Annotated in this window: 11 protein-coding genes; 7 read left to right on the top strand and 4 right to left on the bottom strand. The window is 57.0% G+C overall.

Translation table 11 applies throughout. From position 1 onward, the window contains the following. Nucleotides 1-416: 416 nt before the first annotated feature. The 3 genes from ABEV74_RS04770 to ABEV74_RS04780 are packed head-to-tail and all read left to right on the top strand — an operon-like array spanning nt 417 to nt 2,295. Nucleotides 417-788: a GntR family transcriptional regulator gene (locus ABEV74_RS04770; protein ID WP_430143789.1), complete on the top strand. Its 372-nt coding sequence runs from the start codon at nt 417-419 to the stop codon at nt 786-788. 15 nt (nt 789-803) lie between these two features. Continuing rightward, nucleotides 804-1,673 carry an ABC transporter ATP-binding protein gene (locus ABEV74_RS04775; RefSeq protein ID WP_488168580.1) on the top strand — a complete coding sequence of 290 codons (870 nt, stop codon included), beginning with the start codon at nt 804-806 and terminating at the stop codon, nt 1,671-1,673. Beyond that, complete coding sequence (locus ABEV74_RS04780; protein WP_430143795.1) at nt 1,657-2,295, top strand: ABC-2 transporter permease; 639 nt, start codon at nt 1,657-1,659, stop codon at nt 2,293-2,295. The genes ABEV74_RS04775 and ABEV74_RS04780 overlap by 17 nt, the downstream gene beginning before the upstream one ends. A 52-nt stretch (nt 2,296-2,347) precedes the next feature. Here ABEV74_RS04780 and ABEV74_RS04785 read toward each other — a convergent pair whose 3' ends face one another. Beyond that, nucleotides 2,348-3,211, bottom strand: a complete 864-nt coding sequence (locus tag ABEV74_RS04785; RefSeq protein WP_430143797.1) for a helix-turn-helix transcriptional regulator — start codon at nt 3,209-3,211, stop codon at nt 2,348-2,350. A gap of 169 nt (nt 3,212-3,380) precedes the next feature. Here ABEV74_RS04785 and ABEV74_RS04790 point away from each other — a divergent pair, with 169 nt between their 5' ends. Beyond that, nucleotides 3,381-5,255, top strand: coding sequence for a beta-L-arabinofuranosidase domain-containing protein (locus ABEV74_RS04790; RefSeq protein ID WP_430143800.1), 1,875 nt, complete (start codon nt 3,381-3,383; stop codon nt 5,253-5,255). Between the two features lie 327 nt (nt 5,256-5,582). Continuing rightward, nucleotides 5,583-6,416 carry a sugar phosphate isomerase/epimerase family protein gene (locus tag ABEV74_RS04795; RefSeq protein ID WP_430143802.1) on the top strand — a complete coding sequence of 278 codons (834 nt, stop codon included), beginning with the start codon at nt 5,583-5,585 and terminating at the stop codon, nt 6,414-6,416. An 80-nt stretch (nt 6,417-6,496) separates the two neighbouring features. On the opposite strand, the gene ABEV74_RS04800 is transcribed toward ABEV74_RS04795, so the two are convergent. Next, nucleotides 6,497-7,195, bottom strand: coding sequence for a hypothetical protein (locus ABEV74_RS04800; RefSeq protein ID WP_430143803.1), 699 nt, complete (start codon nt 7,193-7,195; stop codon nt 6,497-6,499). A gap of 91 nt (nt 7,196-7,286) precedes the next feature. After that, nucleotides 7,287-9,269: a PrsW family glutamic-type intramembrane protease gene (locus tag ABEV74_RS04805; protein ID WP_430143805.1), complete on the bottom strand. Its 1,983-nt coding sequence runs from the start codon at nt 9,267-9,269 to the stop codon at nt 7,287-7,289. Between the two features lie 240 nt (nt 9,270-9,509). Here ABEV74_RS04805 and ABEV74_RS04810 point away from each other — a divergent pair, with 240 nt between their 5' ends. Next, on the top strand, nt 9,510-10,226 hold the full coding sequence (locus ABEV74_RS04810) for a copper resistance CopC family protein (protein WP_430143808.1): 717 nt from the start codon (nt 9,510-9,512) through the stop codon (nt 10,224-10,226). A gap of 174 nt (nt 10,227-10,400) precedes the next feature. Next, nucleotides 10,401-12,326 carry a stalk domain-containing protein gene (locus ABEV74_RS04815; RefSeq protein WP_430143811.1) on the top strand — a complete coding sequence of 642 codons (1,926 nt, stop codon included), beginning with the start codon at nt 10,401-10,403 and terminating at the stop codon, nt 12,324-12,326. A gap of 95 nt (nt 12,327-12,421) precedes the next feature. On the opposite strand, the gene ABEV74_RS04820 is transcribed toward ABEV74_RS04815, so the two are convergent. Beyond that, nucleotides 12,422-14,698 carry a heavy metal translocating P-type ATPase gene (locus tag ABEV74_RS04820; protein WP_430143937.1) on the bottom strand — a complete coding sequence of 759 codons (2,277 nt, stop codon included), beginning with the start codon at nt 14,696-14,698 and terminating at the stop codon, nt 12,422-12,424. Nucleotides 14,699-14,730: the final 32 nt, after the last annotated feature.

Raw genomic sequence — 14,730 nt, forward strand, 5'->3', positions numbered from 1 at the left:
TTTAAGCTCCGGAAGTGCGGTGCTTTCCGATATGGTTTAGGCTACTGGTATGCGGATCTCTCCGAAACGGTTTAGGCTACTGGTGTACGGAGATCCCCGAGACGGTTTAAGCTGCTCTGTATGGAGGGATGCCGCGACCTGCGGCTAATACCGAATACCGGGTCGGCTAATACCGTAATACCGGGTCAAAGAGAGAGCGGCGAATGAAAAACGTATGACTTTATGCCGTTCGATAAGCGCGAACCGCGCAACAGAAAACATCGCATGTCACTAACGCCGCCAGGCGTTTTTCTTATGTTTGACCGCACCATAGACAGCACCGTGTTATGTTTGACAGTACTCTTCTGTTTGACAACACTGTTAATTCCGTATATACTGTATATGTACAGTTATAACGAATAGAGGGATCCCGCGCTGTGAACATTTTGATTTCCAATTCGTCCGACGAACCTATATATTTGCAAATCGTGAACCAGATTAAAGAACAAATTATGAAAGGGGAGCTGACCGATTCCGAGCCTCTTCCTTCGATCCGCAGCTTGGCGAAAGATCTCAACATCAGCGTCATCACGACGAAGAGAGCCTACGACGAGCTGGAAAAGGAAGGCTTTATCGTCACCGTGGCCGGAAAAGGTTCCTTTGTGGCGTCGATTAACAACGAAATGCTGCGCGAGGCGAAAATCAGGGTGATCGAGGAAAAAATGACCGAGGCCGTAACGACAGCCAAGCTTTTGGGTCTGACTTTGGATGAATTGCAAGAGATGCTCACGTTGATCTACGAGGGGTGAACCGCAATGGATAACATTTTGGAAATAACCAACCTGTCAAAAAGCTATGGCGAGTTCTCTTTGAAAAACATCAATCTTTCGTTGAAACGCGGGTATATTATGGGCTTCATCGGGCCGAACGGGGCTGGCAAAAGCACCACGATCAAACTGATCATGAACCTGGTGAAGAAGGATGAAGGACAAATCCGCATTTTCGGATTGGACCACGAGAAGGATGAAATCGCCGTCAAGGAGAAAATCGGGTTTGTTTACGACGAAAATCATTTTTACGATGAACTGACAGTCCGGGAATTGAAAAATATGATCCGCCCTTTTTACAGCAGATGGGATGAAGGATTGTTCCAAAAGCTGGCCAAAGACTTCAACTTGCCTTTAAAGAAGCAGATCAAGCATTTGTCCAAAGGGATGAAAATGAAATTTTCGTTGGCCTTGGCGCTTTCGCACGGTGCGGAGCTGCTGATCATGGACGAACCGACGTCCGGTCTGGACCCGCTGATCCGGAACGAGCTTCTGGAAATTTTGCAGGAGGTCATTCAAGACGAAGATAAATCGATCTTTTTCTCCACCCACATCACGTCCGACCTGGACAAAGTCGCCGATTTCATTACCCTGATCCATAACGGCGAAATTTTGCTGAGCACAACAAAAGACGAGCTGCTGGAACAATACTGCATCGTCAAGGGCGGCAAGGAAACGTTAAGCGAAACGAACCGGGAAGACCTGATCGGCCTGAAGGAGAACAAATACGGATTTGAAGCGTTGTGCCGGAACAGACGGGAGGCCATGAAACGGTTCGGCAACTCGGTCATTCTGGAAAAACCGACCCTGGAGGACATTTTGCTGTTTACAACCAGAGGAGGACGGACCTATGTTTCATCTTATTAAAAAAGACGTATTGATGCAAAAACGGACGCTGCTGCTGTCTCTGCTTATCATGGTCTTCTTCTCTTTTTCCCTTTCCTCGATGGGAACCGCCGGGCTCACGGTCAGCATATGGGCGATCTGTTACCTGTTTGTTTACGGTGCCGGCATGCTGGAAGAAAAAACAAACGGCGATAAGCTGCTGGTCAGCCTGCCGATCCGGAAAAACACGATCGTGATGTCCAAGTACGTGTCCGTCTATGTGTTCGCGGCTTATGCGTTGCTCGTAAACTTTATCATTCGCATGCTGGCGAATCTGTTTCAGATTCCCCATTTCAGTTTTCCGTTTACGTTAGAGGCGGTTGCCTCCACATTCATTGCGGTCACGCTTATATTCAGTCTTTCGTTCCCGCTTATATTCAAGGTCGGTTTTATGAAATCGCGCTTGACGAATTTCGTGGTCCTGTTCGCTTTTCTGTTTGGAGGACACGCGATCTCAGGTCAATTATCGAACGGCGCGGGGATCGATTTCTCTCTTGCAAGGTCGGATACCGGTCTGACGATATTGGTTGTACTTGCGCTATTGATTATCGTGACCGCGTCATTTTCGCTTTCGCTCGCTTTTTACCGGAGGAGGGAGTTTTGAAAATGGGGCCGTCAACGAGCCGTCTTTTATCACCCGGGACATGGCGGCGCGGTTATTCCGGCGGCACGGACCGGAACTGCTTCCGGAAGGCGCTGGGCGTCAAGCCGGCATGGCGGCGGAAGCAGCGGACGAAATAAGGGAAGGAACCGAAGCCGGTCTCCCCGGCCACTTTGCCGACCGGCTCGTTCGTATTAACGAGCAGCAGCTTGGCCTGCTCGATCCGGTAACGGGTCAAATACTCGAGCGGGGTGCAGCCGAACGCTTCTTTCATGCAGAGCGCAATATAATTGGCATGAAAATGCAGCGCTTCCGACATGCGCTTGTAATGCAGCGGTTCCCGGTAATGGCGGCGCAGGAAGACGGCCGCTTCCTCCGCGACGGCGAGGCGGGGGCTTGCCGGAACCGCGCCCCCGGCTTCCTGCAGCTGCAGCAGCGCCGCAAGAAAATGCTGCTGGCGTTTCCAGCGCGAAGCGGCGTCGGGATGCCGCTGCAGCAAAATGCCCCGCAGCTCGCTATAGACCGCTTCCGGCACTGGAATACGGCCGGCTTGCGGAATATACCAGGTGAAATATTCCACCTGGTCATACGGATGAACCGGCGGCCTGACTGCCGGCGTCTGCCGCTCGTACACTTCCTCCCAACGGCCGAGCGTCTGAAAATGAACCCAGTAGAAATGCGTCTCCGACCGGCATGGAACGGCTGTCCGGTGAGCGCGGTCCGGACGCAGAATGGCGTAATGTCCCGCTTCCACCTGCAGCGGCATGCCGTTCTCCTCCAGTTCAAGCGCGCCGCCTGTCACGACGAGAAGATCGAATACGCCGATGTTGGAGCGGTCCGGATGCGTACCGCCCGCCGGGTACGTATCTTCGCCCGCGACGATGCAGTGCGGCATTGGCGGACATACGAATTGAAACATTTCAGTTCCTTCCCCTTTACGATGCAGCTTGTCATTATCTTAATAGACCGGCATGCGCAGATGCAATTAGATGTTGCGATCGGATAAAAGGCGGTTGTCATCGGCTATCCCGTCCCTTTCGCTTTCATGCTATATTCGGTTCATCCGATAGCGAAAAGGGGAGAAACGTATGGCGCTGCATCGTACGGCATTTGAACCGCTTCCGCTCGGAAGCGTAAAGCCGGCCGGATGGCTGTACAACCAGCTGCGTATCCAGGCGGACGGACTGACCGGCCATCTGGAAGAGCATTGGGCCGACGTCGGACCGGACAACGGCTGGCTCGGAGGAAAAGGGGAAAGCTGGGAGCGCGGTCCGTATTATGTGGACGGGCTGCTTCCGCTCGCCTATCTGCTGGAGGATGAGCGGTTGATCGGCAAGGCGAACCGCTGGATCGAATGGTCGCTCGCGAGCCAGCGGAGCGACGGGCAATTCGGTCCGGACGCCATTCGCACCGTTAACAGCGAGGTCGACGGAAAGCAGGACTGGTGGCATTACATGATTATGCTGAAAGTGCTGACGCAGCATGCGGAGGCGACAGGAGACGAACGGATCGTCCCGTTCCTGGGCAGGTTTTTCCGATACGTGCGCAGCAAGATCGAGGAGCAGCCGCTGCGCGGATGGGCGAAGGCGCGGGGAGCGGAAATGCTGCTGACGCTGCGCTGGCTGTACAAGCGCACCGAAGATCCGATGTTGCCGGAGCTGGCGGCGATTGTCGCCCGGCAGACGCTGGAATGGACGGAGATCTTCCACGACTTTCCGTACTGGCGCAAGGTGGAGCAATGGGATTGGCGAACCCATGTCGTCAATGTGGCGATGGGGATCAAGACGCCGGGGACGATTTACGAATGGACCGGCGACCCCGTCCAGCGGGAAGCGGTGCGCCGCGGCATCGACAGCCTGATGATCTACCACGGTCAGGCGCATGGCATGTTCTCGGGCGATGAATGGCTGTCCGGCACACATCCGAGCCAAGGGGTGGAGCTGTGCGCCGTCGTCGAGTACATGTTCTCCATGGAGCAGTTGACGCGCATCTATGGCGACGGGCGGTTCGGCGACATTTTGGAAAAAGTCGCCTTTAACGCGCTGCCGGCGGCGATTTCGGCGGATTGGACCTCGCATCAGTACGACCAGCAAGTCAATCAGATCGTCTGCAACGTCGCGCCGCGAAGCTGGAGCAACGGCCCGGATGCGAATCTGTTCGGCCTGGAGCCGCATTTCGGCTGCTGCACGGCCAATATGCACCAAGCTTGGCCCAAGTTTGCCGCTTCGCTGTGGATGGCGGACGGCGAAGGGGGATTGGCCGCGGTCTCCTACGCGCCGTGCGTCGTCCGGACGAAGGTCGGTTCGGGCGCGGAGGCGGAATTGAAGGTTAGCGGCGAATATCCGTTTCGCGAAGACGTCGTCATGGAGCTGACGCTTGAGCGGCCGGAGCGGTTTGCCTTCACATTGCGCATACCGGCATGGTGCTCCGATCCGGCGCTGGAGTTGAACGGCGAACGGGTCGACCTTGGCGCCGCCAAGGTCGGATACGCCCGGATCGAGCGCGAATGGCACAGCGGCGACAGACTGGTGCTGAAGCTGCCGATGACGGTGCGCACGGTGATGCGCAATTTGAATGCCGTCAACGTGGAACGGGGACCTCTCGTCTATGTGCTGCCGGTGGGCGAGAATTGGCAGCTGCTCACGAAGCGCGAGAAGTTTCACGATTGGGAAATTTACCCTGCCACCCCGTGGAAATACGGTTTGCTTGCGGAAACCGGTTTTGAGCCGTCGTTCGCGGAAGTGCCCTACCAGCCGTTCGATGCCCGCCATGCGCCGGTCCGGTTGAAGGCGACCGGCAAACTGGTGCGCGATTGGCGAATGGAGGGCAACAGTGCGGGAACGCCGCCGCTTTATCCCGACGCGTCGGACCAGCCCGCTGCCGAGCTGGAGCTGGTGCCTTACGGCAGCGCGCGGCTGCGCATAGGGGAGTTTCCGCTTATTCGACAGGAACCGAATTCATAATTTTATTATCGTGGAGAAGCCGCCCCGTGCGGCCGGTCAATCCGGAACGTGAGAACGTGACGTGTCCGATAGCCGGTCATGCGAATGCGGCTTTTTTGTTGTTCAAACTCGATACTTCCAGCCCATTGCGGTCGCTTGCCGATCCCGATTTCCTAAATATAGTCGCTTAGTCCCCGACCGCAAGCTTACGGCTGGAGTCGGAATTCCTAAAAATTCGTTAAGTTCGCTTGTTTGTTCGCCTTCCAGATTGCTATAGTTTTTTGAAACAAAATCTATTGTTTCCAACTTATAGACGCAGACTTTGGAGCTAAGAAAGGAAGAGGGGTTATGAGATTGGGAGGCCCGGTCTTTGTCGAATTCGAGGACCCGGACGGCTGGATTCGTGCGTTGAAAGCGGAAGGGTATCGGGCGGGAACGTGTCCGGTCGGACATGACGCTTCGGCGGAGCTGATACGCGCTTACCGGAACGCGGCCGATGCGCATGATATCGTCATTGCCGAGGTGGGCGCTTGGAGCAATCCGATCAGCCCGGACGAGCGTACGAGAAAAGCGGCCGTCGAACATTGCAAGCAGCAGCTCGAGCTTGCGGAACGGATCGGCGCGAGATGCTGCGTCAATATTGCCGGTTCGCGCGGCGAGCAGTGGGACGGACCGCATCCGGACAATTTTTCCGAGGAAACGTTCGAGCTGATCGTCGATACCGTGCGGGAAATTATCGATGCCGTTAATCCGCAGCGCACCTTTTATGCGCTGGAGACGATGCCCTGGGCATTTCCCGACTCGGCCGACACTTACGTTGCGCTCATTAAAGCGATTAATCGCAAGGCGTTCGCGGTTCATCTGGACCCGGTCAACATGATCTCGAGCCCCCGAATCTATTATCGGAACGGAGAAATGATCAAAGATTTTTTTGCCAAGCTGGGACCGTTCATTCGTACTTGCCATGCCAAAGATATCCGCTTGTCCGGACAACTGACCGTACGTCTCGAAGAGACGGTTTCGGGAACCGGGGAACTGAACTATGCCGTTTATTTGCGCGAGCTGAACCGGCTGGACCCGGATATTCCGCTGATCATCGAGCATCTGGACGATGCGGATCAATATCGTCGGGCGGCCGGCTATATCCGCCAGGTTGCCGCTTCGCTCGATATCCCGCTGTAGTCCTGTCTTGCAAACATGTAACGGCCGAAAATCGCGGGCAGCCCGCTTTGCGGGCTGCCCGCGATTTCATCTTTGTAAAATCAGATTTGCGTAATGACATAAACAAGCGGTTCGTGGCCGGCTTCCGTACCGAAGAAATACAACTGGTTGCCGAGAAACAGCTCATAGTACCGGTGCCTCGACGGCTCCGGTTTGCCGCGCAGTCCGAGGCGGATTTGCGCCGGCGCGTCGTCCTCCAGATCGAATCGGGGAGGTTCGATCCACTGCATCAGAAACTTCATCGGCACGGACGAAGCGTAAGTCGCGGGCGACTCGTCGTCAAGCAGCCAGTTGGGCTTGCCGCCAAGCTTGTTTCGTTTGGTCGCGGTCTTCCGCGACGGCACAAGCTCGAGACGGTTGAAGCGGATTTTGGGGGTGTAATCCATACGCTGCTCGCCTGACCTCGTCTCGAACACGACGATGCGAAAATTCCGTTGATATTGAGTCAGGAAGCCTTGCGGAATATCGGTGCCGGCAAGCACGCCGGTCAGCATTTCCGGAATCAGATACTCTTCATGAGCGCATGAGGTGCAGGCGAATACGGCCATCGACAAGGACTGCCAGACATGTCCTGCCGGAAAGGCCACTTGATAGAAGAACGTCAGATCGGCACCGCACAGCCTGCATTGCGGCAAGTCGACGCCGGCCGGAATCCCGGGCCGGCCGCCGATGAAGGAGGTGTCGTCTGCGTTTTGGCCGCTCACGGCCGGTTTGGATTCAATGAACCAACAAGCATCCATAGGTTGATCGCTCCCTGCCGTTTAGTAAACTGTATGGCTATAAGTCAGTGTACCATATCCGGGACATCCGGCCGCAACCCGTCAAGCGGCATTACGGATTTCGGAATATTTTGCTGATCGTTTCCCCGTCAATGCGCACCTGATACAGCACTTCCGAAGGGCGCGTCGAGCCCGGCGGATATTTCGGCGTGACCCGTACGAACACATCTTTGCCCGCCAACACTTCTTCGGCGATCATTTTCTCGAATTCGCGGAACGCGCCGCGGTTGACCGTCGGGTTCTGCGGGAAAATATTGCCCGATTTGCGGCTGCCGAGACCGCCGAGCTTGTTGCCGATCGCATGGCCGGCGTCATCGGTCCGGCGGCCGAGCATGCGCGCGAATCTGCGCGACGCGTCGTTGGTAATCGTGCCGGTGTCGATATGGCGCGGCTCGATCTTCGCAAAGACCGATATAATCTGGCCGCGGCTGCCGAGCGTCGTACGGTACGTAAGACCCGCCTTCGTCGTGATTTCGTATCGGGCCAGCCCTTTGGCGGACGGCAGCATGCGGGCGGCTGCGATTCTCCCGAACGGCAGGCGGTTAAGACCGAGCGTGAACAGCGCGGCCGCGGCATATTCCGGCGATTTCAGCCGGCCGGGATGGCGAATGATATCGGCAACTTGATGGCCGCTGGCGACGATGCCGTAGCCGAACGAAACGGCGCCGATCGCCGACCATACGCCCATGAACGGAAAAGAAAGGGCGAATGCGCCGGCAATGATGGCAGCCTTCTCCCAACCGGATCGCCGGTCCCACCAGGACTGCAGGTTGTCGAACAGGCAGGCGAAGCATGTATCGTGCGAGCCGTCCGGCGTCCAGCCGCTTACGGCGGTCAGGCCGATGATGAAGAGCAGCGCAACGGCTGCGATCGTCATCGCTCCATGAATGGAATAGACGCGTTCGTTCAATAGAGGCAGACGGGCTTTACCTTCCGCGTTGCCGTGCAGCAAGGCCATCCCCAGCTCGCGCCGTTCGCGATAAAAATAGAGCAGGTAGCCGAATTGCCGCCGGTCCTTGAACAGCATCCAGGTCAGAAGGAGCAGCTCGCTGACCGGATTGATGACCGGTTCGTATTGAAGCGCCGGCAGCTGGTTTTTCAACTTGTTCAGCTGGATGTAATCGATCAGAACGGCCGCCGCGATCATCAGCAGAAGAAGCGGTTCGGCCCGGTATCCGCTGCCGAGCCATTCGTGAATGCGTTCCAGCCAGCCCGGCGTTTGATAGTCGCCGTTCCACACCGCGTGATCGAGAATGGCCCATAAGAGCAGGAAGAGCGGGAACAGAAAAACGGCGTACGTCAGCCGCTTCCGGAAGCGGATCGCAAAACCGGCGCCAAGCGCGATAAGCGCTGTCAGTACGGCATGGCCGCTGCTCATCTTGTCCGGCAAGAAGCTGCTTTCGAAGTAGCCGGGAAACCAGTCATACAGCTCCCAATGCAGCACCTGGCCGTCAAATAGCGTCATGCCGTAGGGGAACATCCCGGACACGAAGCGCCGGACCGTCTCCTCCATCCATTGAAAGCCTGCGCCGGTCGCGCCGCCGATCAGCGCGTAATCGGCCAGGCTGAGTGTGGACGCGCGCCGTGACAGGAACAGGAAGACGCCGAGCGGAAGCAGCTTCATCATTTCTTCCATTATCGGCGTCACGATCGCCGTGCTCCAGATATCCCGCGCTTCGCCGCCGAACAGAGCCGTAATCGCGTTGACGATGACCGTATTGATCGGCACGGTCAGCCATGCGCCCGCCAGAAAAAAGTAGGAGCAGGTTCGCCATGTCAACGTTTTGCTGCGGCATAGAAACCAAAATTGCAGCAGGACATATAGCGACCAGCCATACTGAAGAAGCATCGTGCGCGATTCTTTCATATAGAAAAGACTGGCCAGGAAACCGGCCAACAAAATCCAGGACAAAATCGAATAGAGCGTGTAAAGGACCGGATATTTTCGCAGCAGCTGCTGCGCGAACTCGCCGATCGCTTCGAGCCCGGAACGGATTCCGGTCCGGACATTGCCCAACATGCCGTTCGGCTTCAAGGTTTCACTCTCCTTTCGCAGGGCTCGGGCGCCTAGATACTATAACCGAATTTGGGCGAGATTGGTATAGGACAAAATTCCATTTTTGACGCATTTTTGTGACCGGAGGCGCAAAGCGCCGAAAACCGCAGATAACGCGCCGGATTCGGCCTTTGTTCATCAATTTGTGATAGCCGGGACGGTCCGACCAAAGAACTATCTGCTATAATGAAGGCGCAAATGCCGAGGATGGAGGGAAACATGATGTTGCTGCGAAAAAGAAAAATACGAAAATATCGGTTATTGCTTGCGGTGCTTATCGCATGCGCCGTACTGCCCCGGACGGCATGGGGTCACTCCGCTCTCGTCGAATCGTCGCCGGAAGCGAACAGCGTTGTGAAACAGGCGCCGACGGAAATTACGCTAACATTCAATACGAAGATCGAACCCGTCAGCGCAATCGTCGTCAAGCGCGAAGGCAAAACATCGGTTGCATTGGCGGAAACGAAGGTGGACGGCAAGCGGATCGTCGCCTCTCCGGAGGAACCGCTGGAGAACGGACGCTATACGGTCAATTGGAGCATTATCGGGGAAGACGGCCATGCCATAGACGGTGCATTCGCGTTTGAGGTGCAGGTTCCCGATGAGGCGGAGACGCCCGCCGGACAGCAGACCGAAGAGCGGACGGATATGTCCGGAGATTCGGCCGCGGGAGCGGAGAATAATCCGGCTGCAGGCAGCGGCGAACAGCCGGCGGCAGCTGATGATACGGCCGATTCTTCCGAAGGAGGAACGGAGACGGGAGCGCCGGCGGAAGATCCGTCTGCAACCGATGAGCAGAACGCGGCGCCTCTGCCGGAGAAGGACGATAGCGGCCGGGGAACGGCGCGCTTCAATATGCTGTGGCTGGCCGGAGGCGTCGCCGTCATCGTCCTGGTTCTTGCCGGACTGTCCGCCGTGCGCCGCGGCAAGCCATAATCGGACCGGCAAGCGTTCACGGAACGAACCCGGCTATGCAAGCGGCCCCGATATTCTGCCGGCAGTCCGAAAATAGCCCAAAATACCTGTTAAAATATAACTATTTATAGTATATTATTCTCTGGTGATATGGTTATATTTACCTACAACAGGGTGAGGGAGAGATGTGGGACGATGAAAAGGTTCATGAGTGCGGTGCTGGCATGCTGCCTGCTCGTCGGCATCGTGATGGCGGGGAGCGGAGGGACGGCGGCGGCCGCCGCGGCGGATCCGAAAATCGCCGAAGTCGGGCGCAACGGGTCGCTGCTGATGGAAGACGGTTCGCTCTGGATCGACAGCCTGGGCAACCGCAAGCTTCAACATTTTCCGAATATGAAAGCGAAGGCTTTGGTCGAAGAGGAGCGTACCGGCTATGCGTTGACGAGCGACGGCAAAATTCTGTCGTGGAGCTCGGGACAGAAGCCCAAAGTCGTGAAGGAAGATAAAAGCATTCGCGAGCTGAAGCTCGGCTACTGGCTCAGGTCGGACGGGACCGTCCGGGGGTTCGACAAGCGGGCGGACAAGCTGCAAAATGTCGTACAATTTTATAACGGGGAAGCTCTTGTCGCGTTGACCGGAAACGGCGAATTGCTGGTCAACTTGGGAGGCGACGAGTTCCAAAAAATCGATACCATTGAGTCCCCTTCATCGGTCGCCGATATTGCGATGTATGGATTCGATGTCGTCGTGCATTACAAAAACGGGGACGTCGTCTTACATTCGTGGTTTAATGTCTGGGATAGGAGCGACCCGCCGCAAACGATTGCGCAAAACGTCGTTCATCTGTCGACGAATTCGAACGGCCATCTGTTTTTGACCCATCGGGACGGAACGGTATCCTACTTTAGAAGCGGCGAGCTGAATGCCTTGAAAGAAACCAAGGACTTCGTCAAAACGGTCGGCGTCGGCTACGCTTCCTTCTACGGCAAGAAGCGGGACGGCAGCTGGGTGTACTACGAGGAAGGCAAGACGAAGCTTGTGACCGTTCCGAAAATCGCAAGCTTGTCGGTCAAGCTGTCGGACCCGCTCCCGTATGTGGGCGACAAGGTGAAGGTCGATATCGTCGCGAACTATTCGAACAACGACAAAAAAACGATACCGCTGAAAGAAGCGGATCTGGTAATCGAGAAGCCTTATATCGCCGAACGTTCAAGTGACGGTACGTTGAAAGTGAAGGCGGCGGGCACGACGAAAATTACCGTCAAACAGGGCGGCGTTTCGAAGTCGGTCACGCTTTCCGCTTCTTACGGCTATTATCTGCAATACGCCAAACAAGTAAACGGCGTCATTTACATCCCCGTCAAAGATGTGTTCGAAACGATGGGCGCCAAAGTATCCTATAACAGCGGGACGAAAACGTATACAGCGAAACTGGGCAATACCGTCGTCGAGCTGAAGCAGGGAAGCGCCAGCGCCAAAGTGGACGGAAAGGCGGTCCGGATGAAAGGCACGGTGCGGCAGGAGAACGGCATGACCGTATTTCCGGCAAGCTTGCTGGCCGATCAATTCGGCGCCAAGCTGAAATGGGACGCGAAGCGGCAGGTGCTCACGGTCAGCTTCGGCCAGGGGCATATCTGGATCGAATCGGTCGATACGCAGGCAATCGACAAGCGCACCGCATTGGGAGGCTTGAACGCTTATATCGGCAAAACGTATTACGTCAATCATTATCAAGGCTGGAAACGGTTCATGAAGGTGAAGCTTGTCGATATCGAGGTGGAGGACCGGATGTACAAGCCGGTGTTCCAGACGGATGGCGGCAAGCAGTACGCCGGATATTCGACGACGGCGGACCGGCTGAAAGAATTGCTGGCCGACGATTATACGTTCCTGAATTACGATCCGTACAAAAAGTACAAATGGCCGTCGTCGGTGTGGAAATTGATCGAAGCCGAGAAAATCGCGATCGGCATGACGAAACAGCAAGTTCTGCTGTCATGGGGGGAACCGACCTCCACCAGCACCGTATCGGGCTCCGGCATTACGGTGGAAACATGGGGGTATGGCTATTACACGTTCGTTACGTTTACGAACGGCAAAGTGTCCTCCATCGTCAGATAGTGTCCCGGCAGGGAAGGAACCGAACGTCGCCGGCATAGCCGCGCAGCGGACCGGATGCTGCTGCGCGGGGGACCGCATGACAAAAGGGGCGCGGATTACCTGCGCCCCTTTCCGCGTCCCGGCAGCAGTACGGTCAGACTGACGAGGGTGACGAAGACGGTTGCGCCCATGTCCGACAGTATGGCGATCCAGAGCGTCAGCCAGCCGGGAATCGTCAGCAGCAGCGCCAGCAGCTTGAGACCGAGCGATACGGCGATATTGAAGCGAATGATGCGGTTGACTTTCCGCGATACCGATACGGCCTCCGGCAGCTTGCCGAGATGATCCTGCATCAGGACGATATCGGCCGTCTCGATGGCGCTGTCCGTTCCTTTGCCCATGGCGATGCCGAGATGGGCGGAGGCAAGGGCGGGCGCGTCGTTGATCCCGTCGCCGATCATGCCGACTTTGCCCCGCGCCGCCAGCTCTTTCACCCGGGCCACTTTGTCTTCCGGCAGAAGGCCGCCGTAAAATTCGTCTACGCCGACCGCGCGGGCGACCTTCTCGGCGGTCTGCCTGTGGTCGCCGGTCAGCATGACCGACCGGATGCCGCGGCGGTGCAGCTCCGCTATCGTCTGCCGGCTTTCCTCGCGAATTTCGTCGGCGATGCCGAACATGCCGAGCAGCTTGCTGCCATCGGCGACGAGCACGATCGTCAGCCCTTCCGCTTTCATGGCCGCAATATCCGCTTGCTCCTTCTCCGACAACGCAAGCTGCCCGACGCCCGTCTCATTGCCGGCGTAATAGTCCGTACCGTCTATCGCGGCGACGATGCCGCGGCCGGATAGCGTCTCGACCCGGTCCGGAGTGCGGGGAACGACGCCGAGCCGGGACGTCTCCTTCAGCACCGCTTTGGCGAGCGGATGGGACGACGTGCTCTCGATGGCGGCGGCTACATCGTAAAATTTCTCCTCGTCGTAGACGACGGTCCGCACGACATGCGGCTCGCCTTTCGTCAGCGTGCCCGTCTTGTCGAAAGCAATCGTATCGAGCTTGCCAAGCTGCTCCAGAAATACGCCGCCTTTGATCAGAATGCCGTCCCGGGCGCTGCGCGCGATGCCCGAAACAATCGCAATCGGGGACGACAGAATAAGCGCGCACGGACAGCCGACGATCAATACGGCCAGCCCTTGGTACAGCCATGTCATCCAGTCGCCTCCGAATAGCAGGGGAGGGGCCAGAAAGACTACAAGCGCCACGGCGATGATGAGCGGCGTATAGTAACGGGCGAATCGGTTAATGAATAATTCCGTCGGCGTTTTCGTTTCCTGGGCTTCCTCGACGAGGTGAAGAATTTTGGCCAGGGAAGAATCCCGGTAGGGCCGGTCGATGCGGACGTGGAGCAAGCCTTCGTTGTTGATGCTCCCGCCGTACACGAAATCGCCGGCGTTCTTCTCGACCGGCATCGACTCGCCGGTTATGGCGGCTTCATTGACCGAGCTTGCGCCGTACACGATCGTGCCGTCCGACGGAATTTTCCCGCCGGGCTTGACGACGACCGTATCGTTGGCCGCGAGCGCAGCGATCGGCACGATTCTTTCGCGGCCGCCTTCGAGACGAACGGCTTCTTTCGGCGCCGCCTGCAGTATCGCTTCCATCGAACGGCGGGCTTTCTCCATGCCGTAGCCTTCCAGCAGCTCATTAACGCCGAACAGCAGGGCGACAAGCGTCGCTTCTTTCCATTCGCCGATCGCGATGGCGCCGATGAGCGCAATCGACATCAGCGTGTCGATGTTGAAGCGGAGCCGGACCAGATTGCGGATGCCGCGAAGAAACGTTCGATAGCCGCTTAACGCAATGGAGAGCAAATAGAGCGCTGCCGAGACGCCCGCGCCGACCGCGGCCGATCCTTCCGCGCCGGAGCCGGCCAGCAAAGGGATGGCCAATGCGGCGGCATACAATAAGGCGGAGAAGATGAGCCATCTCAACATCCGGTTGCCGGCGCCATGTTCGTGATGGTGTTCATGACCTTCATCGTGCCGTTGCGCTTCCGCATGATCGTGCACATGATCATGCCCATGATCATGCCCATGATCGTGCGCATGATCATGCGAGCGATCGTTGCCGGCGGTGTCGTGACGATGAACGTCGTTCTCGCATGAACACGTCGCGACAGCGACGGCTGCCCCGCCGCCGGCATTCGATACGAGGAAGGCGCCGTCCGATTTCAGAATCGCCGCTACCCGTTTCATTTCGATACGGGAATCGATCGTCAGTTTGCCGGAGTTGTAGCTCAGCGACGCCGAATCCCCGAACGGGAGCTGCCGGATTTGACGTTCCAGCTCTTGCGCGCAGTTTCCGCATGACAACCCCTTTACCCGGTATTCTTTCATGGCCATGATTCGTCCCTCATTCCGGATCACAA

The organism is Paenibacillus cisolokensis (genome assembly GCF_050481165.1).
In the GTDB taxonomy this organism is placed as follows: Bacteria; Bacillota; Bacilli; order Paenibacillales; family Paenibacillaceae; genus Paenibacillus_AH; species Paenibacillus_AH cisolokensis.

Coding starts and splice junctions, on each gene's coding strand:
- ABEV74_RS04780 (WP_430143795.1), top strand. CDS start 1,657: ATGTTTCATCTTATTAAAAAAGACGTATTGATGCAAAAACGGACGCTG.
- ABEV74_RS04785 (WP_430143797.1), bottom strand. CDS start 3,211: ATGTTTCAATTCGTATGTCCGCCAATGCCGCACTGCATCGTCGCGGGC.
- ABEV74_RS04790 (WP_430143800.1), top strand. CDS start 3,381: ATGGCGCTGCATCGTACGGCATTTGAACCGCTTCCGCTCGGAAGCGTA.
- ABEV74_RS04795 (WP_430143802.1), top strand. CDS start 5,583: ATGAGATTGGGAGGCCCGGTCTTTGTCGAATTCGAGGACCCGGACGGC.
- ABEV74_RS04800 (WP_430143803.1), bottom strand. CDS start 7,195: ATGGATGCTTGTTGGTTCATTGAATCCAAACCGGCCGTGAGCGGCCAA.
- ABEV74_RS04810 (WP_430143808.1), top strand. CDS start 9,510: ATGATGTTGCTGCGAAAAAGAAAAATACGAAAATATCGGTTATTGCTT.
- ABEV74_RS04815 (WP_430143811.1), top strand. CDS start 10,401: ATGAAAAGGTTCATGAGTGCGGTGCTGGCATGCTGCCTGCTCGTCGGC.
- ABEV74_RS04820 (WP_430143937.1), bottom strand. CDS start 14,698: ATGAAAGAATACCGGGTAAAGGGGTTGTCATGCGGAAACTGCGCGCAA.